The sequence below is a fragment of the Pilosibacter sp. NGB245 genome (genome assembly GCF_057397225.1).
On record NZ_CM171584.1, the window covers coordinates 3,463,441 to 3,481,870 of the forward strand.

Annotated in this window: 23 protein-coding genes and 1 pseudogene; all 24 read right to left on the bottom strand. The window is 45.8% G+C overall.

The features are described from left to right. Nucleotides 1-369 precede the first annotated feature (369 nt). On the bottom strand, nucleotides 370-675 hold the full coding sequence (locus tag ACXMYH_RS15615; RefSeq protein ID WP_434694180.1) for a DUF3852 domain-containing protein: 306 nt from the start codon (nucleotides 673-675) through the stop codon (nucleotides 370-372). Nucleotides 676-718: 43 nt separating this feature from the next. After that, on the bottom strand, nucleotides 719-1,189 hold the full coding sequence (locus ACXMYH_RS15620) for a hypothetical protein (RefSeq protein WP_118556219.1): 471 nt from the start codon (nucleotides 1,187-1,189) through the stop codon (nucleotides 719-721). Between the two features lie 8 nt (nucleotides 1,190-1,197). Beyond that, complete coding sequence (locus tag ACXMYH_RS15625; RefSeq protein WP_044944801.1) at nucleotides 1,198-2,901, bottom strand: DUF8193 domain-containing protein; 1,704 nt, start codon at nucleotides 2,899-2,901, stop codon at nucleotides 1,198-1,200. Between the two features lie 96 nt (nucleotides 2,902-2,997). Continuing rightward, complete coding sequence (locus ACXMYH_RS15630) at nucleotides 2,998-3,606, bottom strand: DUF6550 family protein (RefSeq protein WP_008400391.1); 609 nt, start codon at nucleotides 3,604-3,606, stop codon at nucleotides 2,998-3,000. A gap of 74 nt (nucleotides 3,607-3,680) precedes the next feature. Next, nucleotides 3,681-4,226, bottom strand: coding sequence for a hypothetical protein (locus tag ACXMYH_RS15635; protein ID WP_008400392.1), 546 nt, complete (start codon nucleotides 4,224-4,226; stop codon nucleotides 3,681-3,683). 22 nt (nucleotides 4,227-4,248) lie between these two features. Further along, nucleotides 4,249-4,659, bottom strand: coding sequence for a DUF4320 family protein (locus ACXMYH_RS15640; RefSeq protein ID WP_118482085.1), 411 nt, complete (start codon nucleotides 4,657-4,659; stop codon nucleotides 4,249-4,251). A 17-nt stretch (nucleotides 4,660-4,676) separates the two neighbouring features. Beyond that, nucleotides 4,677-5,549, bottom strand: coding sequence for a secretion protein F (locus ACXMYH_RS15645; protein ID WP_008400394.1), 873 nt, complete (start codon nucleotides 5,547-5,549; stop codon nucleotides 4,677-4,679). A gap of 2 nt (nucleotides 5,550-5,551) precedes the next feature. Continuing rightward, on the bottom strand, nucleotides 5,552-6,481 hold the full coding sequence (locus ACXMYH_RS15650) for a type II secretion system F family protein (protein ID WP_008400395.1): 930 nt from the start codon (nucleotides 6,479-6,481) through the stop codon (nucleotides 5,552-5,554). Then, nucleotides 6,478-8,124: an ATPase, T2SS/T4P/T4SS family gene (locus ACXMYH_RS15655; protein ID WP_008400396.1), complete on the bottom strand. Its 1,647-nt coding sequence runs from the start codon at nucleotides 8,122-8,124 to the stop codon at nucleotides 6,478-6,480. Before ACXMYH_RS15655 ends, ACXMYH_RS15650 begins: the two co-directional genes overlap by 4 nt. Next, on the bottom strand, nucleotides 8,118-8,930 hold the full coding sequence (locus ACXMYH_RS15660) for an AAA family ATPase (RefSeq protein WP_008400397.1): 813 nt from the start codon (nucleotides 8,928-8,930) through the stop codon (nucleotides 8,118-8,120). Before ACXMYH_RS15660 ends, ACXMYH_RS15655 begins: the two co-directional genes overlap by 7 nt. Before the next feature lie 3 nt (nucleotides 8,931-8,933). After that, entirely contained in the window at nucleotides 8,934-9,794 is an 861-nt protein-coding gene (gene cpaB / locus ACXMYH_RS15665) for a Flp pilus assembly protein CpaB (protein WP_008400399.1), read from the bottom strand. Between the two features lie 149 nt (nucleotides 9,795-9,943). Next, nucleotides 9,944-10,402 carry a prepilin peptidase gene (locus tag ACXMYH_RS15670; protein WP_008400400.1) on the bottom strand — a complete coding sequence of 153 codons (459 nt, stop codon included), beginning with the start codon at nucleotides 10,400-10,402 and terminating at the stop codon, nucleotides 9,944-9,946. Between the two features lies 1 nt (nucleotide 10,403). Continuing rightward, complete coding sequence (locus ACXMYH_RS15675; protein ID WP_333491461.1) at nucleotides 10,404-10,601, bottom strand: DUF6133 family protein; 198 nt, start codon at nucleotides 10,599-10,601, stop codon at nucleotides 10,404-10,406. A gap of 90 nt (nucleotides 10,602-10,691) precedes the next feature. Then, nucleotides 10,692-11,018, bottom strand: coding sequence for a SpoVG family protein (locus ACXMYH_RS15680; protein ID WP_002593823.1), 327 nt, complete (start codon nucleotides 11,016-11,018; stop codon nucleotides 10,692-10,694). An 87-nt stretch (nucleotides 11,019-11,105) separates the two neighbouring features. Next, nucleotides 11,106-11,576, bottom strand: coding sequence for a YodL domain-containing protein (locus ACXMYH_RS15685; protein ID WP_486555198.1), 471 nt, complete (start codon nucleotides 11,574-11,576; stop codon nucleotides 11,106-11,108). A gap of 106 nt (nucleotides 11,577-11,682) precedes the next feature. Beyond that, a complete protein-coding gene (locus ACXMYH_RS15690; RefSeq protein ID WP_008400406.1) occupies nucleotides 11,683-12,243 on the bottom strand; it encodes a hypothetical protein in 561 nt (186 codons plus the stop codon). Between the two features lie 4 nt (nucleotides 12,244-12,247). Next, on the bottom strand, nucleotides 12,248-12,526 hold the full coding sequence (locus ACXMYH_RS15695) for an AbrB/MazE/SpoVT family DNA-binding domain-containing protein (protein WP_002593826.1): 279 nt from the start codon (nucleotides 12,524-12,526) through the stop codon (nucleotides 12,248-12,250). Next, complete coding sequence (locus ACXMYH_RS15700) at nucleotides 12,523-12,783, bottom strand: hypothetical protein (protein WP_008400407.1); 261 nt, start codon at nucleotides 12,781-12,783, stop codon at nucleotides 12,523-12,525. The genes ACXMYH_RS15695 and ACXMYH_RS15700 overlap by 4 nt, the downstream gene beginning before the upstream one ends. Next, nucleotides 12,780-13,760, bottom strand: a complete 981-nt coding sequence (locus ACXMYH_RS15705) for a DNA adenine methylase (RefSeq protein WP_084770634.1) — start codon at nucleotides 13,758-13,760, stop codon at nucleotides 12,780-12,782. The genes ACXMYH_RS15700 and ACXMYH_RS15705 overlap by 4 nt, the downstream gene beginning before the upstream one ends. A 50-nt stretch (nucleotides 13,761-13,810) precedes the next feature. Then, nucleotides 13,811-14,803: pseudogene (locus ACXMYH_RS15710) on the bottom strand (DUF5688 family protein). Nucleotides 14,804-14,875: 72 nt separating this feature from the next. Further along, nucleotides 14,876-16,549 carry an antirestriction protein ArdA gene (locus ACXMYH_RS15715; protein ID WP_215653360.1) on the bottom strand — a complete coding sequence of 558 codons (1,674 nt, stop codon included), beginning with the start codon at nucleotides 16,547-16,549 and terminating at the stop codon, nucleotides 14,876-14,878. Continuing rightward, the gene (locus ACXMYH_RS15720; RefSeq protein WP_118482084.1) at nucleotides 16,536-17,099 is read right to left on the bottom strand and encodes a hypothetical protein; all 564 of its coding nucleotides are present in this window, start codon (nucleotides 17,097-17,099) and stop codon (nucleotides 16,536-16,538) included. The genes ACXMYH_RS15715 and ACXMYH_RS15720 overlap by 14 nt, the downstream gene beginning before the upstream one ends. Beyond that, nucleotides 17,068-17,724 carry a hypothetical protein gene (locus ACXMYH_RS15725; protein ID WP_008400413.1) on the bottom strand — a complete coding sequence of 219 codons (657 nt, stop codon included), beginning with the start codon at nucleotides 17,722-17,724 and terminating at the stop codon, nucleotides 17,068-17,070. Before ACXMYH_RS15725 ends, ACXMYH_RS15720 begins: the two co-directional genes overlap by 32 nt. A 32-nt stretch (nucleotides 17,725-17,756) precedes the next feature. Next, nucleotides 17,757-18,023, bottom strand: a complete 267-nt coding sequence (locus ACXMYH_RS15730; RefSeq protein ID WP_008400414.1) for a hypothetical protein — start codon at nucleotides 18,021-18,023, stop codon at nucleotides 17,757-17,759. Between the last annotated feature and the right edge of the window lie 407 nt (nucleotides 18,024-18,430).

Sequence of the window (18,430 nt, forward strand, 5' to 3'; positions counted from 1 at the left end):
TCTTTTGCACATTTACGGCTGTAAAAAAGAGTTTCCGACAGATATTCCCTTACCCACTGAAGGGATTCTTTTGATGCTGTAAAAGAAGACAGGGAGGAAAACTTTTTATCCCCCCTGATTCCATCCAGTGCAGAAAAATCCTTCTCCTGGAATTTTACAATTAGTTCTGCCACTGCCATTGGGCTTGTATGAGACACCCCTTCTGACACTTCCGGAGGGGCATTCCAAGAATCTGCCCTCAACCAGTCAATCATCTGCTGAAGCTTCACATCTCCTTGTTCCGGAAGATGGTTCCGTATAAGACCAATGGCATCCAGCCCAGTATCAGACTCAAACGCAGTAATTCCCCAACATCCCATGACATCCCTCCTAAATTCCGAGAATCTGCCAGATATAAAGCGGTGCAGTTAGGGTAAATACCAGACAGGCAAACAGAATTGCAGGTGCTGCCCATTCAAACTGTCCGTGCTTCCGATAATCAAAGTATGCCGTTCCCAGTTTTCCAAAAAAGAACACGGCAAGGATCAGATCTATAGCGGGAAATACAACATGATCGACAACTGTTTTAATCTGTTGGGATGCCGTCTGCCAAGTTCCCTCAATCGCACCGGCTACATCGCCCGATGCATATACCGGAACGCAGAACAAAACTACCAGTACGAATACCATGCACATAACTGCTGAAATTTTCTTTGTTCTCATTTATTTTTCCTTTCTACTAAGATTGTGTGAGTTTCAGCCCCATTCTTTGCTGTCTTTCAAGAAGAGGAGCCAATTCGATAATATCCGGATGTTCCTGAAACTTTAGATCTCCCCGAAAGCCAACTTTTAAACTGCTAAACCGCTTTGCCTCCTCCTGCAAAGAAGTAGGTGCATCTAGTGGAAGTTCCTGATTCCACCGAACCCATTCCCCATTTTGAAAACGTGGCTGCAATCTCAAAATCACATAGGATTCCGGAACAAATACAGGATAATACCTTAATACTCCTCCAACTCCATAGTAAGGCTTCCCTTCCATCATCACTGTCTCTTGCATTAATTCCAGTGTATCCTCTAAAGATGTACAAAACCAGCACTCCTTATCACCCATCCTTCGTATCCTGCCATCCCGCAGAATATCTTCCAAATGGTCACGGGTTGTGTAATGATACAAAAATCCCTTTGGTTTCTCCGTCTGTTGATATGACATACTTCCTCCTACTCTGGTTTCTGTGGTGCGATATGCCAGTCACTCCACAAGTTCCCATCAATGGTAATAGAATCATTCAGATTCATGGAGAGCATTCCAGCCGGTGTCCAGCAATCCAGCAGCCAAGTATATGGCGTATAACTTCCGTCCGGATACCAAATTGGTGTAAAATGCGTTCTCCTCTCATAGGTACTGTAACCATTTTTCTTAAACTCATGGGTCATATCATAGCCGACATTCATCCGCTCCAAAAGCCTCCAAAACCTCTCATACTGAAATTCCGGAAAATAAGTCACCGCATTCTGCGCAGATGTCACTGCAGAACTCTGATTGGTGCTGACATGAGTTGTTACCTTTTCCTGGAATCCATAACCGGATTTCATCGTCCTTCCCGTAGCAGTAGGGGACTTTTCATCGGTTGTAATTCTCATATCTGCAGTCAGGCTTGCGGAATATCGGTCCAGATCAAACTCCCACCAGCCATGGTCACACCAGTACCCGTCATCATCCTCATCCCCGCTGTGCCATACCCAGTATTCCCTCCACCATGGTCTCCACACACCCCAGGATGCAGAGGTTACTTCTGCATTGGAAGGAACCGAAGGTCTTGTAAACTCGTCATTCCGGTCATCCGCATTGGGATCTGGCGGTGGATTTTCATCCAGATCCACAACCTTGATGTGAAGAGTTCCTTTACTTGTTCCTCCTCCGCCCCGCACACGGACGGTCATCGTCATAGTCTGAGGCTGCTCCGGTGTTGTCCAGCGGATCCAAGCCAGCTGACTGTCGCCAGACGGATAATATACCTCCCCTACCTCATAGCTTCTTCCCCCTACGGAAAATGTTACGGATACCGGATGATCCGGATCACTCTGCCCGCCGCTTACCTCTACTGCCGTAATCACTTCCGTATTCGTCCGATATTCATAATCATAAGTCGTGATTTCCGGTTCTTCTGGAGGCACATCCCGGAACCGTACAATACCAAGACCCAAGGAACTCTTTATTTCACTGTTGGAACGGACTCCCGATGTCGGACCGCCCCAGGCCGGATATCCCAGATCTGGTGTTTCCAAAAACATGGAAAGCGGCAGGTTCTGAAATGCCACTGTTGGAAGGACAGTACGAAGCCCACCACTTAACATCTCATCATAGAGCGCTGCCTCTGTTGCTGTAACCGCAATCAGGGTTCCCTGAAATTTAAGGAAACTGATCGGCTCCAATAAGAGCCTATACTCCCCTCCCACCAGTGTGTCAAAGTCCATTCCGGTTAGTCCGGCAATGCTACGCACCACCTGTTCATCTGTAAAATAGCTTTTTATCTGCTCAATATTAGCTTGCCCCAAGCTTTTCGAGCTGATGATCCTTGGTAGGGGCTGTGCCGGATTCACATACTCATACGGATTGGTGTCGATCATCAGGGCACTTCCTTTGGTATATGACATTTTACTGACTTTCCCAAAGGAGTAGGTAATATTGGGATGCTTATTTGTTAAGTCAATCGGTCTTGTTACCGGATCATGGCTCTCTGCCCGGATTACGGTAACCCGCACTCCTTCATTTCCCGGTGACCAGGAATTCTGGATGGTCCCCTGTCCCATACTTCCGCCACCTCCATCCAGGTTCCCGTCCCCTACCGCATAAACCTGGATGGAGAGTATCAAAGACAGTAAGATTGAGACTGTAAAAAACACATATTTCTTCTGTTTCAAGTATCCTCCTTTCCAACCACGGGAAGCCTTGTTTCCTTCCCTGGTTTCTGGGAAAAGAAAAAACACCACATTGATGCGGTGCTTCCTCTTTCTGTCTTAATCCATAATGCCAATCTTATTCCCGTTTTCATACATATCTTCTGCTGCAGTTCCAGAGCCTCCTCCTCCATGATTTTCTACCCAGCCGAATCCTGGAACATAGATCTGGTTCCCGGAAGTATCTCCTGCCTGCGGCTGTTCCGGATCTGCTACCGGTTCGGACGGTTTTTCTACCGCTTCATGATCCACCGGAACCGGAGGGGTATCCTGCTTTGTACCATCCGGTTTTTGTGTTGGATCTGTCAGGATCTCCTTGCTTGGCGGTTCTGGTTTGGTTGGTTTCGGTTGGATACTCTGCGTTGTCTGATCAGTCTGTGGCGCCCGACTGTCCACCGCCTGAGTGTCTGTTTCCTGATTTTCTCCGATTCCCTGATGAATCACAAGGCTCTCTTCTTCTCTGGACACTACTTTACTTTCCTCTTCCTTCTTTTCAAAATCTCCAGGATCTACAATCAATTCTGTTTCCGTTTCCCCTGTTCCTGGCAGAACATCTTTACCTGACGGTTTCGAACCAAACTGCATTCCTATGGCAGCGATCAGGCCGATTCCTATGAGCACGCCACCCAAAATTGCCAGATTCTTTTTCATCTTCTCTGTCAGTTTCATAATTCTGCTCCTCCTTTATCCTGTTTTGTTATGCACAACATACTATACAATCCTCTCAAAGTCCAGGTCATTCCCTAGAACACCTCTGTATATCCAGCCTGTACCTTCAATGTGATCCACATGGATGGAAGAATCCGGCCGCCAAACCGAACCGGAACCTCCAGTCTAACAATAGCATCTGCCTCAAACCGCTGCGCATGGGCTGGATCTGATGGGGCCAGAGGTGCATTCCGAAGCGTCACTTGCAGGCTGTCTATGGCAAACTCCATTGCAGTTCCAGTATCCGCATACTTTATATGCCTGCCGCCAGACAATCGGGTCCCTATGGTTTCATCCAGATAATCATAAATGTCCCCTTCATTCAGATCTTCTTCCCAACTTCCCTCTCCAAAAGGAACATAACTGCCAGAATATCCCTCCCTGACTCCATGATACACACCTGCATAATTATCATTGACTGTGGAGATGACAGCATCCTCCACGGCTTCCCGCACACCTGCCGCAATAATTTGAAGCCGGAAATACTCACTAATCCCACACATCAGAATAATCAACGAAAGAACAATCCCGATGGTCATGGGAAATGAGGAGGCTCGCCTGTCTCTCAGTATCTCTTTCATCCGTTTCCGCAATCCCTCCACCTCATTTCCAGTAAACTTCTGATTTTCCAGCTGCCTGTGCGCGAAGCGTAACCGGAAAAGAAGCAAACTCGCCAAACAGACCGATATTTGTATCCATCGTCAGGGTAACGGTAACCTCTTCATTTAACTGGATTCTTCCATGACTGGACCATAAAATGTCCGGATAAAGCCCTGTTTTTTCTGACAGCACAGCGGCACGGCGGCTTGTCTCTGTACCTACGCGCCCGCTTACCTCTGCTTCACGCACCAGTTCTGTAGCGAAGGTATCCAACTGCTGTTTCTGAATAAAAATCGGAAGCACACGCATGGCAAGGGCAAGCACCATGACCGCACACAAAACCAACACGATCACATCCACATATCCTTCGCCCCGTCTTTCTGACAGTGCTCTCCATAAACGATGACTCCTCATCCTCTCCTCCTTCCTGTCTAAAACATTCCTCCGAGGCTCTCCAATGCCACATAGCAGATAATCGCCAGGTAAGTCAGCAGAAAACATACCAGCATGACAAAGGAAAAAACACGGATCTTAGGAGGGATTTTCTGTGCCTGTGCTTTTAATCTCTGCAGTTCGATCTGCTTAAAATCATGAGCCAGCATCTGAAAATACACTGTGCTGTCATCCCCTCGAAGGACACCAATCAATCCACGTACCACATCGGACAGCATGGGCGAGTTCAGTCTTGCCTCGAATCGTGTCAGCGCCGCTTCATAATTGGAGGAACGCATATCCGCCAGAAGAATATCTAACTCTCCAGTCAGCGCTGGTCCCGCATTCCCCTTGAACCGCTCCAACATACCGATCACATTACGGCTTGCTTTCAGTTCCTGTTCCATAGTCGCCACCATTCTCGGAAGCTCCCCCTCTATCTCTTCCCGCTTTGCCTTTAAGGTTTCATCCGCTTTCTGATTTTCCTTAAAGTAAAGAAGTAAGGCCAGCACAACCACGACAGGAACTAGAAGTGGAAAAAGAAATATGCAGGGAATCGCTCCCAAAAGAACTGCGCCTGATTTTACCAGAGCATACGCCTGATACACTTCCGGGGTCATATTCATTCCACTGGCTTTTAACACATTCTGCATCCTGCTTCTCTTATATGCATCCATCCGGATGAAACCAGACAGTCGCACTGCTAGGATCATAAAATAAGTTTCCAATGTCTTTGCCGCTTTCCGCTCCTGTTTTACCGTACCCAGCATGGCCTTCGCCGCACCCATGGTAGGTAACTTTAGAACAGACGCAGTTAAAAAGAAAAGTCCCAGAGCTAAAAACAGCCCGAATAAAAACAACAAGCCTTCCATAGCTACCTCCTGTATTCAATGGGACGGGTCAATTTCACTACAAAGCCAGCGGATATAAAAATAGCCGCTGCAGTAGCAGCCAGAATACACTGTCCCAGTACCGTATGCATCAGTACATCATACCAATCCTGATTCAGCAGATACATAAGAGGAATATTGCCTACTACAAACACAACCATGATCATAAACTCTTTTCTTGGTTCTGCGATCATGTATTCCAGTTCTGCGTTCACGTTCCGCATATCCGACAGCTTTGATACGATGGGCGGCAGTGTAGTCTTTAAGCTCCGGTCATGCTGGCAGTCACTGACCGCATCGCACCACTCCCGAAACACCTCATTATCAATCCTTCCCCGCAAAATCCGAAGGGCGGCCTGAACATCCGGATTTACCATTTTAATCTGGATGAGAAAATCCTGAAATACTCTGGACACTGGAGGATTTAAATATGCTGTATTCTCCTCCACCGCCGTCACAATATCTTCTGTCCTCAGATATGCTGTGGTAATGACCGAAAGCGCCGTTTCCAGTTCTGCAGACACATCCCTTTTATAATGATTGGCAGTCAGTTTCACATACCAGAATGGCAGAAATAAAAAACCCACTGCCATCACCGGAGCCAGGAAAAAATTCCCTAACAAAATGGCAATGGATCCCCCAGCGCAAAACAGTGCCAGAGCAACTGCGCAGATGAAGGAAAACCGGTTCCCCCTGCCCGTCATTTGAAGAATGTTCTGTGCTTCCTTCAGTTCCCTGCGCAAAATCCCTGATTTTTTTCTTCCTGATGATTCCCTGATGTCTTCCCGCAGACTTCGTTTGGGATTCAATAAAAATCCAAACAGGCTGTCCGTAAACTCCACTGGCTTCATTTCCAGCAGTAAAAATACACCCACGATCATTCCTGCACACGCCAATAGCTGAATCGCCGTCATCCGTTCTCCCCCTCTCTATCCTTTTTTACATTCAAAAGTCCTGCCAGCGTTTCCTGCGGCATTCCATTCTCCATCAGCCGTCTTGCCAGACTGTCCGAAATTGGGTTGATTTGTCTATGATGCCCCACAATTACAAACTTTCCATCCTCCACTCTGTTTTCCGTAATCTGATATTGAAACAGCGGACGGTATCGTCTGGTTCCATCTGCCAGAATCTCACACTCCATGATTTCCATTAAACGGCGTTCCTTGTTTTCCAGCTGTTTGCAAAATGCGATGATCGGATAGGCTTCCGTTACAAATCCCATCAAAGTCTCATCGCTCATATCCACAGCACGTTTACACAGGGAAACCATGCGGCGGTAGGTTGCCTCACAGCTCATGGAATGGATGGTTGTCACAACCGCAACACCGGTTCTGGCTGCCTCCTGTGCCGCATTCGCTTCTGGTCCACGCATTTCTCCTACCACAATAATATCCGGATTAAAGCGTAGCGCCATATCAAGAAGTGCAATCTGATCTACTCTCTGCCTCTCATTCTCGCTGTCACGGGTCAAGGTATGAATCACGGAATTGACTACCCTCCCATCCTTTCTGCGTACCAACGCCAGCTCCCTTGAACCATTCTCAATACTGTAAATACGCTTACCGTCCGGAATTGTGGTCAGAAGCCAGCCTAACAGTGTGGTTTTTCCGGAGCTTGTGGCTCCCGCCACACACACAGAGATTCCATACCGGATGCACTCCGATAAAAAATCCAGCATCTGACTGGTTGCCGTTCCTCCCTTTATAAAGTCCTGTTTCTTCATGCTCTGGGGATTCACAATTCGGATCGAAGCTGCCACCCCGACATCCTCATCAACAAGAGGTGTCTTCAGTACAGCAATACGGATATTTTTACTTAAATGTCCCAGAACGCTTGGACTCGCATCATCCAGCACCATTCCAGACACATGCAACATACGCCGAATGACATTGATGGCATGTTCGGGGCTTTCAAAATGCTCTTTCAATTTTTCTGTCACTCCACCAGAATACTGGACCTCCACATCATCCCAGGCATTTACATCGATCTCCTCGATTCCTTCCCCGTAGATGTACTTTGTGAGAAAACCGAACTCTGCCATTTCTGAATAAATCGCATCAATCAGCTCATCCGTGGTTTTTCCCGGTACTTGTATACGGTTATCCTGAATATACTTCCCGGCAAATCGGCGGATCTGTGCTTTTATTTCTTCGTTTCCATCTCCGGTTACCAGATTACTATATTCTTTGGAAAGATACGCCTGTATCTCCTGCAGCACGGACTGAAAGTCACGCCCTTCATCCTCCGATGCAAAAAACAGGTCATGGGTACGGAGAGAACGACCTCCCGTTTTTTGAGTGCGCAGAGGATCCTCTATGTCCTCCTCTTCTGACCAGATATCCTCCTTTCCATGCATCTGTCCTTCACAAGTCTGTTCCGACAGGCTATCATTTTGGAGGTTTTCTTCTGTCTCCTCCCCTCCATCCAAGCCATCCAAAGAAGCCTCCGTTTCCATGATCTCCTCCGGAAGATGTCCAGAATCCTGTCGTGTTTCTTCCCGAACAGCTTCGGGAAAACCCGCAGAAAACGCGGCTTTGCTGCGTCTTTCCCCTAACATCCGAACACCTCCTTTGTGATTGCTTCCATGGTTTTTCTAAACCCTTTACTGTCCTTTAGTACCAGTTCTTTCAGAAGGTTCCCTTCCAGAACCTGTGCCTTTACTTCCTCGGAATGAGGGATCTGGAATGCCACATTGCCGAGCACCCGTTCAATGTGTTCGCTGGCCTCATTGGGATATACATTGCTCGCCACTTTATACTGCTTTTCTGCATCCCACTGACTGTCCTTAAGAAGCGGAAGCTGGCTGGAAAGATAACTGATGGATTTCAGATCACAGTTTACCAGCCGCAGCACTGCATCTGCCTCCATCAAGGCAATGGCCGAAAGAATGTCATTGGCAATACAGCTTCCACAATCAACGATGATATAGGGAGCGATCTTTCTCAAACACTGCAGTAATTCCTCTGCCTGTGGCCGCTCGTAAGGTGGGTATGTGTATTCATTTTCCCCCTTCCTCATTCCAAGGATTGTTAGATGGCGTATTTTTTTATGAGTAATACAGTTATGGCGTACCAACGATTCCGACACATGGGTTGCTGCCAGAACACTCCCCAGAGAATGCTCCTCTTCCAGGTCTCCAGGAGGACAGATACAGGGAAGCATCGGTGTATTCATATCACACAGAAGGAGAGCTACATCCTTCTTCTGCATGGCAAGACGCGCCGCCAGCTTCACTGCTGTCGTGGTTTTACCAGATCCAGGACTTCCCCAGACTGCCAGCATTTGATTCTCATTTTCCGGTTCCCAGTCAGGAGAGCTGTCCCCGGCTCCCCTGCTGAAAATACTGTTTTTTAGAAAATTCAAGGCTTACTCCACCCCGCTTTCCTCTGTTTCGCCCTGTCTGGTTTCCTCCTGCTCCTCTGCTTTGGTTTCCTCTGGCTCCTTATCAGAATGATCCAGTGCCTCGTTTTCTTCCGCTTCTCCTTCCATATCTTCTGGAGGATACAGTTCCGTTAACATCTGGTTTTGCGCTTCCAAAAACTGCCCTGCACTCTTTTCATCCCCGCGATACACCAGAGATAAATGCAGTTTTCCATCTGCCTCCAGTTCTGCCAAAACCATTGACTGCTCTGGTGTTACCAGCAAGGTAACGGTTCCAGGCAGCTCACGATCCGCTCCATCTTCCAGTTCTTCTCCCGTATTTGCGTCATATCCACTGTTTGCAGTCACAGCAATGACCTCCACATACTGAAGTTCCGCAGGAATTACTGTTTTTCCCTGCTTTCTATAATCTGGAGCTATGACTGACACAATATCGCCGCTCTTTAGCTTTCCGGACAATCCATTGGCAAATGCCTTAACCGTAACAGAGATTGCCTGCTTTTCTCCTGTCAGATGATAGAGATAGGCATTTTCTGCCGCCGGCTCTTCTGCAATCTTGGATGTCAGGATGTAATCTCCTGGCGCCAAATCTGCAGATGCAAATGCCCCAACTACAGTATCCGAATGCTTTACTACATCATCCGGCAGGTTATAACTGCCAACCTCTATGGTCTTTACCATGTCAGAAGTAATTTCTTCTCCCACTGAAATTGGTTTTACTACACGGACAATTTCCGTCTTTTCACTCATAGCCTTATTAAACAATGGTGTAACTGCAAAGCAGATGATCAAAGACAGCACGATGCAAAGCACACCAAGTACAGTCCTGTTTTTCAAAAATCGCATTTCATCTCCTCCAACTCTTTTCCTTATTTTGATTCCTTTTTAACCAGTGTTCCACTGACTGCTGTCTTCCTATTTTCTGTTGTGGTATACGATGGCCGCAACCATTGTAAGCGGCACTGCAACACAAACCATGATCCATAATTTCTTCTTCATATCATCCATCCTCCTAATCTCATACAATAAACAGCTGCCGCTCCTCCTGCCAGAAACGGTCCCACAGGAAATGCTTCTTTATCTCGTTTTCCCTTGAACCGATTCCACAGGCAGACCATACAACCATACATCACAAATCCTGTCAGTCCTAAACAGGAAGCAGTCAGGCTTGCCGGAAGTCCCAGTACCAAGCCGGTTGCTCCTGCCAGCTTGATATCACCGCCGCCCATTCCACCTTCCCTCTTGCAAAATAATGCAACTATGAGGTATGGCACTGCCCCTAAAGCTCCAAGCAGCTGTCCGGGGGCAAAGTTCAGAAAGGAAAGCAGGGCAATCCCTGCCTGGAATCGGTCCGGAATAATCCGGTACCGAAGATCCCAGGCAGAAACCGCAATAAGCAGCGAGAAAAAAAGCACTGCCTGTACCGCCTGAAGCAGCGATATCCTGATCTCCATATCAACCGCTATAGTCAAACATTTCCTGCACCCTGCGTACCAGTGTAGGAAGTACGGTATCATTAAACAGTGCATAAAGACCTGCCAGAAGCAGTGCTCCCAGCACAACTGCGATCAGGATCTTAATGGCTGTGTCCACATATCCCTCACCGGATGTATCCTGAAGCTTGTTTTTTACATTCCACATATGCATAACCATTGCATTTCGATAATTTACCAGCTGTCTTTTAATATTCTTCATTTGATCTCCTCCATTGATTTTCTGTTTTTGTTCTCTGTACCCCTTAAATCAGACCATGTTCTGCCCTGGATTTTGAGGGGGTGCTGTCTGTAAGGTAGATGCCTGTGCCATGGACAGTGCCTCTCCATAAGCTCCCAATACCGCCTGTTTCAGCTCGTTGCGGAATTCCTCCGTCACAGGAAAACAGATATCCTTGTATCCATCCTGTGTTTTCCGGCTGGGCATAGACATAAAGAGCCCATCCTTACCTCCCTCGACGATTTTGATTCCCCGGACGGCAAAACATCCGGCGATTGTGGCGGATGCATAGGCTCTGATCCCGCCCTGTACTCCTGGTGGATACATAGATGTAATCCGAACGTCTAAATCTGGCATACTGATTCTTCCTCCTTTGTTTTTTTCTGCTCATAAACCGTTCCTTTCTGGATCTATTTCAGTCAAGCAGACAGACAAAACTGCATGCTAAAACTGCATGGTGTGTATGAATTCCTCCGCCAGTTGCGACTCTGTAAAATCAATTCTCTTAAAGTCATAACGATCCACATAAAAAAAGGAACTCCCTGTTTCATCATAGAGTTCCAGCACATCACTAATGGATAGCCCATGACCTGTATAACCGGACGGCGGATGATACCGGAATTTATCATAGAGTTCTTCCAGGTCATTGGTGTCAGATGCCCCTTCATAGACTTTGATATAAAAATCCGGCTTGGGGGAGCCATATTGCTGCTCCATCTGGAAAAGTGCAAGGAACTTCATATGCACATCCACATCTCCTCTCAGTTGCCAGATGCGTACATCTTTTAGCCCCTTTGCCGATTCCATATCTTGCTGGCTATTTGCCAACCGGTCGTAGATCCCGTCCTGCCACTGAATTTTTTGGATATTCCTCTGCTTACGCAGGAAGCTTTCTAATGCTTCATTCTGAAACATGGGATCCACTACTGCACATCCTTCCGTCACACGACCTACCCGGTTCCCATAATACCGGATCACTCCATTTTCAATCTGAATCTGCTTCATTTCCCTTCCCTCATTTCTAAATCATCTCCATCCCCCCGTCCTTCTGTACCTGTTGAAACTGTTCCAGACTCTGCACATCGGGAAAGATCATCCTTCCCTCTAACATTTCCAGTACGGCAAAATCATCCCTGTCGCAGATCAAAATCCGATACTGGTAGTCCTTCTGCATCATTACATAGCTCCATACTTCCTCTGGATTTACCAGCCATACCCCTGACGCATAGCGTCCATCCGGCAGAAAACTGTATCCAGAATATTCAGGGGAATGTCCATGTAAATCCAGCGCCCCAAATGGACGGATCTGGGAGAGCTGGAGTCGTTCCTTTTCCCCCAACAGTTCTGGCCGCAGCACACCAACCACATCCCTGTTCCAGCAGTGCCATGCCTCCCCAGTAGATAGGGAAACCAGATGGGCAATGGAGTGTCTGGGATTTTCTGTTTTCTGGATATTCGTACAGAAAAAAAGCTGCCCTGTGTAATGCTCTGGTAATACCTTTGAGGGAAGAACCACCACCCGGTTCTGGATAGATGCCTCCTTTTCTGTCTGCATACAATCCTTTTCTGTGAATTCCTGCATGATCTTACCCCTCCTTTTTCTGCAGCAGTCTGCTCAGTTCTCCGATTAGATCCAGTCGGAGGCTGTCCGGCATAAACTGAAATGCAGTACGGACATATGCCTCCACTGCCTCCGGAGACTGATCTCCCACCTCGATAACCTCTACCTTCCGAACTGTAATTTTTCCACCCGCCATTCCCAGACAAACAATATCCCCATACTCCAGCTTTGCCGCTTCCCTCATAGATTTTGGAATCAGGACACGTCCCTTTCCATCCACTAAACGATACATCGGTTTACTCATCTGGTCCTTTTCTCCTTTCCCATCAATGCCTCCACTTCATTGGGTTCAATCCCCAGTTCATCGAACACCTTCAGATAAGGTTTGCAAACCGTCTGTACCGGAGCCTCAATACCAATCAGAATCACTCCGGGGACTGTTTCTATCATCAAATCACAATCAAGCGGAATCCCAGCCGTCAGTAACAGTTCACTAGGCACAGAAAGGACACCGTTTTCCTTTTTTTGCACCATTGTTTTTCTCTTGTTTTCTGTTCTCATAGCACCTCTCTTTCCGGACAGATTTCTTCCCGGATCTCATAATGATCCGTTTCTCCATCTCCCCACATTCCAAATAGATCCAGCTGTCTTGGTTTTGACCGCTCCCTCTCACCAGGATCATAATTGGTAATAATGACCTCTGGAAACTCACAACCGCCCTCATACCTCTGAGCCAGGTTATTGATGCGGGTAACAGCTGTAATAAAATATCCTGCATACAGTTCCCGGATGAAATCGCAGTCATTGTAACTGACCATCCACTTCCCCCTGCTCCCTGTCAGAGTGTCTCGGAGCCGTTTGTGATCCTCTTTTCGGAATACCACTGCATAATGACCTTCCGTCTCATAATAGGGCGGATCGCAATAAAAAAAGGCACTATCCCGGTCATACTGCCGAATCAGTGCCTCAAAGTCTTTATTTTCTATTACGGTATCTGCCAGCCTGCGGGATGCCTGCCAAATGGTGTCAAAGCAGTTTCTCACATCAAACGGACGGCAGCCAAAGGACGTGCAGCCACTTCCATAGCTGTACCGAATTAGTTTAAAAAATGCAGCCGCCCGTTTTACATCGGTTACCTCTGCATTTTCCAGCAGGATTTTTTTCACTTCCTCATAATCCGGCGGCATCAGATGCTTCTCTGCCAGCTCCAGCTCCTCAATTAAAAATCGGGTATCCGGTTCCTGCTTTTCAATAAAATTACGGATTACTGTAAATTCATCCCTGCTGTTTAACGGAAGAAATCCGAGTTCCTTAAGGAATGCCCCCGTGCGGTTCTTGACGCAATAAAACAGATTTGCCAAGTTAGAGTTATAATCATTATAAATCTCCATACACCGGTCATCTGGTGGTTTTCCAAATAGTACCCAACCACCTCCGCCAAACACCTCAATGTACCGGTCATAACTTGCAGGAAACATCGTGTAAATCAGGCTGCGGAGTGCTTTCTTTCCGCCAACCCATGAAATAAAACTGTTGATTCTGCATCCCTCCTAACATCCACAATACTCATGAAACATATAACTGAGTCCTACGAAAATACCGGTGACATCCCAGGTTCAAAGTCCAGCTTCTCTGCCTGTTCTACTGCCTTTTCCAGTCTTTGGGCTTCCCTATCAAATCGATAAACTGAATTCCCCAACTTCTCCTGTGGGGTCACGGCTTCCTCATTTACAGCTTCAACCATCGCATTCAGTTCAGTTACGCTTACATTCTCTGTTTCTTTTAGAATAATCGTTTCATGAATCGATGACGGAATCACGATCAAATCTGATCCCAGCTTTTCTGCAATAAGAGACATCACTTCTTCGTCACACATATAAACCGCCCCATTGACCTAATTTGAATTCGTCAGAACATACATCATTGCATTGGGATCCACATCCTCTAAATATTCCAAACTACCTGCTTTTACATCTCCCAGTTCATCAGAATACATTTTTGCCAGCATATCCTGTAAATCCAAAAAACAAGGAGGATTGCTCTGCTTCATGTTTTCCCAGGCATCCTGCTTTAACTGCTCCTCACTGACTCCCAACCACCTCAGCCTGTCATAATTAATAATGGCACTTCCGGCCTTTTCTCCATCCACCAACACATGAAATCCATAAACCAGTGCCAGATCCTCTCGTATTTCATGAGGACAGCTTGCCAGAAAATCTATATTTTCCTGTGCGTTGCGGACATAGACGGTCAGACTCTTCTTTATCGTTTCATAATCCCATTCCCTGCTTGAAATGCCATCTATGCTTATCTCTGCTTCCTGGCACTTCTGATAATCCTGAGCAATTTTCTGCCACACATCCTCCAGTTTCTTTCCATCCTCAAGTTCCTGATAATAGGATTCCAGATATAAAAGCGGAACGGATGTATAGCTTTTAGTGCCTGGAAGGTATACTCCCTGCAATTTGATGTTGTTATTTTTTAACACCTCCATGATTTCCACTTTTCTTTCCTGAAAAGATTCCGGAAAAAATCGTTTTAAATTCTTTTTTGTTAATTTCAAAAATTCTTCATATGTCATTTTCTATTCTCCTTCACACCTCATTCTTATTAGTTTCCTCCATTTGATCATCAAGCACGTTCAACGCTTCCCTTACTGCATTTTCATTCCCTGTTCTGTGTTCTGCTGTGTCTGTATTGGAAAATCTTCATTACGGGTAATCATTCCGTAGGTTGTCTGCACACTTTCCAACAGCCCAAGCTGACGTTCCCCATATCCTTGAAAATCAAATGTAGCAAATGCTGGATCATCAATATTGAACTCCAATTCCCGAAACAGATACCTTGCATACGAAGCCATGGAATACATCTGTGGATCATAGGAATAACAATCCAGGTTTTCCGCAATCCGAAGAGCCTGTTCCAAGCTATCGCATTGCTCTAGTTCCAAAGCTGCCTTGAATTTGCAAAGCGTTCTATCATCAGGAAATTCCTGAAGCTGTCTTGCCAGTTCATTCAATGTCTCAATGTCATCTGTCTGCTTAACGGATAATCCATGCACTGTGCTGATGCTCTCCGTAATGATACAGTCATCAAAAGTTCTCTCGTTTAATCTGTTCAGCGCCCACTGAAACCCCAAATCTGTAGTTGGAAGTTCCAACCAGGTTCCCTGTTCTTCTGGATATTGAGATCCGACCAGGCGAAGAGAAAAAATCCCTCCGGCCACTCCGTCAATATCGGGAAGGTGAATTCCATCATAAATATCTTGATACGAAAGAGCATTCTCAAATACATAACCTTTTGAGGTAAATATGCCCATTTCCTCCTTACGCTGATCCATCCCCACTCTTTGCGGATCCAATAATTCTCTTATATCCACTTCAAGCATATGGATCCACTCTAATCTGTCTTCCTCTAGGTAGAATTCTCCCAGTTTCCTGTCATCTATAATGCCTCGGAGGAATTTAAAGCACTCCAGGTTATAACAAAGATGGAGTAACTCTTTTATCCCAACTGGAACATCTATATTTTCTTCCTGACGCATCTGAATGGCGGCTTCATAAGTTTCTATCTGACCGGAGTCCATATGAGTAACCAGACAAGCTAATACATTGACTTCTTCTAAGGTAACAGACGCTGCCTTTTCCAATATATTCTTAAGAAAAGATGGCCAGTTCCCCAGAAGTTCAATCCGGTAAGGCTCATTTTCATGAATAAAGGCTCTCATCTTTGCATCCTTCAAAAAAGCGGGTTCTGCTGGAAGCCTCAGCTTCGCCCCTTGATAACTCCGCTCTGGGAAATATGCTTCTGAATAAATGGCAACATCCAGGGCTGGTTTTAATGTATGTGCCGTCCCTTTCAAAACCTCTTCCGGACATACAAAGTAATCCAGTCCCTCATTTCCAAGAAAAACCATAAGTTCTCCATCTGGTACCAGGATCCTTGTCTCTTGCATTTCTCTGATAAAGCCTCCAGCAGCAATCATTCCCCATGTTTCTGCTAAACTCTGAACCTCCTCATGTGTCAGTTTATCCTGTGAGTCTGCCTGCAGTACACTCCATAATCTTCCCTCATAAGCTTCCAGATCCAGTGATAGGCTAACCGGCTTATGCAGCCTCTTTGCATTATTAAAGTATGTCATCAATTTCTGATTTCTTTTTCCCAACAATCCTACACCTTCCATATGGTCGCGTATAAAAGACGAATAGTTTTCCATCTCATAAGCGGTCAGATGAATACCTTCCTCTGTACTATTCAGAGAATATATCTCTCCTTCTATGGGGCTGAACAATCGAAGGGTATAAAATTCTCCATCATAATGCTCCAAAAACAATCCCTCCTTTCTGAACGGCTGGTTCCTGCTCTTCTCCTTTCAAACCTTCTTCTGTGGTCAGAAAGAATTCATCTCCACTGTTCCAAAAGCTGACATACAGTTCTCCCTCTGGAATTTTGATTCCCCGCTGTTCAAATCCTTCTCCCCACCCATCACTTTCCTGACCTTCCCAGTACTCCTTTACTGCTTCAATCTCCCTTTCAGAAAGCTGGTTATGACTTTCTACTTCCAGAACTCCCCATAGTTCCCCCCGCCAGACTTCCACGGTAGGCTTCATACTGTAAATTTTTTCTTCTAACTTTGGATCATCCAGATAGACCGCCAGCCCCCTATCTCCTTCTTCCTCAAGATTTTCCTCTGCAATCCGTTTCAGGATCTCCGTCTCATAGCTGCACAACTCAGCTGGAAATACCTCCTCTCCGTATTCCTCCAAATTTCCCCAGTCATCTTTTGTATACATGGTAGCTATCAAAGGACTGAAAAACCGAAGTACAGAACGCTCCGTTGTTTTTTCACTGATGCTGTCCGATTTTACTCCTGTCAATACTTCTTTCCTCCTCTCGTAAAACTCTGCTTCCATGCCTGCGAATCACACAGGCCGTCATAATCCATTCAAATACTCGGTCGCTCACCAACTCTGGATCTGTAAGTTCTGATAAACGAATATGACTGCTTCCCTGATACAGATCCCTTGCCATATGAAACAAAACGTAGCCATCCAAATCAACACCGTGGATATGAATTTTGGAAAAATGAATCCCCTCCTGGTCAATTGCCGCTAAAGCTCTGCTACACAAAAATCGATCTGCGGAAAGAAGATAGACCGCAGAACAGGTCGCTGCTTCTTCAATGGCTCTGTTACACTTCTCTCCCATAGCCAAAAACCGTTCTCTATGACCACTTTGAAAAAAGCACGGATTTCTTCTCCCTGTCAGACGGCACACGCGGCTTACAAAGGTGCTGACAGCCACTTCCTCTGCCAACACCTCCAGAAGCTCATAAAACGGGACACAATCGGTAACACGGCGTTCACACGGGCTTCTCTGATTTTCCAGACAACCAGAAAGGTGACTGATAACCATTCCGCTCCTTCTTGGACGAAATCCTGGTATATGCTGCATTTCCTTTTCCAGCCCAGCATAACGTGTATCACTCATAAATCGAATCATTGTCTCCTACCTCCTCAATATCTCAATTTCTTCTACCCTAATGTCATTCCTCCATATCCTTGTTCTTTTGATTCTAATAATGTTTCAACCGCCTCCTCCCTTGTACGAAACATTCTCCACGGTGAAACTCGATGATAAAGTCCAGTATGACTTCGTACTCCAAAATACCTCCCGTCATAACTCTCTACCGTATATTCGCAGGTACTTTTTTTTGTTTTGTTTGTGATCATCACACAGGTATCTCCCTTATTCCATCCATAAGGAAAGCCCGAATCTTCTTTTAGCTTTTTTTCATCCATTTTCTTCAATTACCACACTCCCCTTTTCTTTGAACTTTTTAACGCCAAAAAGCCAACCATGTTCTAGTAAATAAAACATGATTGGCTCATCTGCTTCTAAATATATAAATACCAGTTATCCCCTTAAATCTTTTTCTCCTTATGATTTATCCACAAGGTTGTCCAGACTTACCTTTTAAGATCACACCTAAAGCGACAATACGAGTACAGATTCCAGATGTTGGCTAATATTGGATAATCTTTTCGATACTTGAACTTTGTTCTATACCTTATATTTTGTCTGGTGCACCAGCAATGAATATCCTTCATCATCATCGAATCTCCCATACCTATACGCTCGCCTAATATATTAATCTTATACTCATCCATCTCTGTTTTCGCAAATAAATAGAACCATACATTATAAT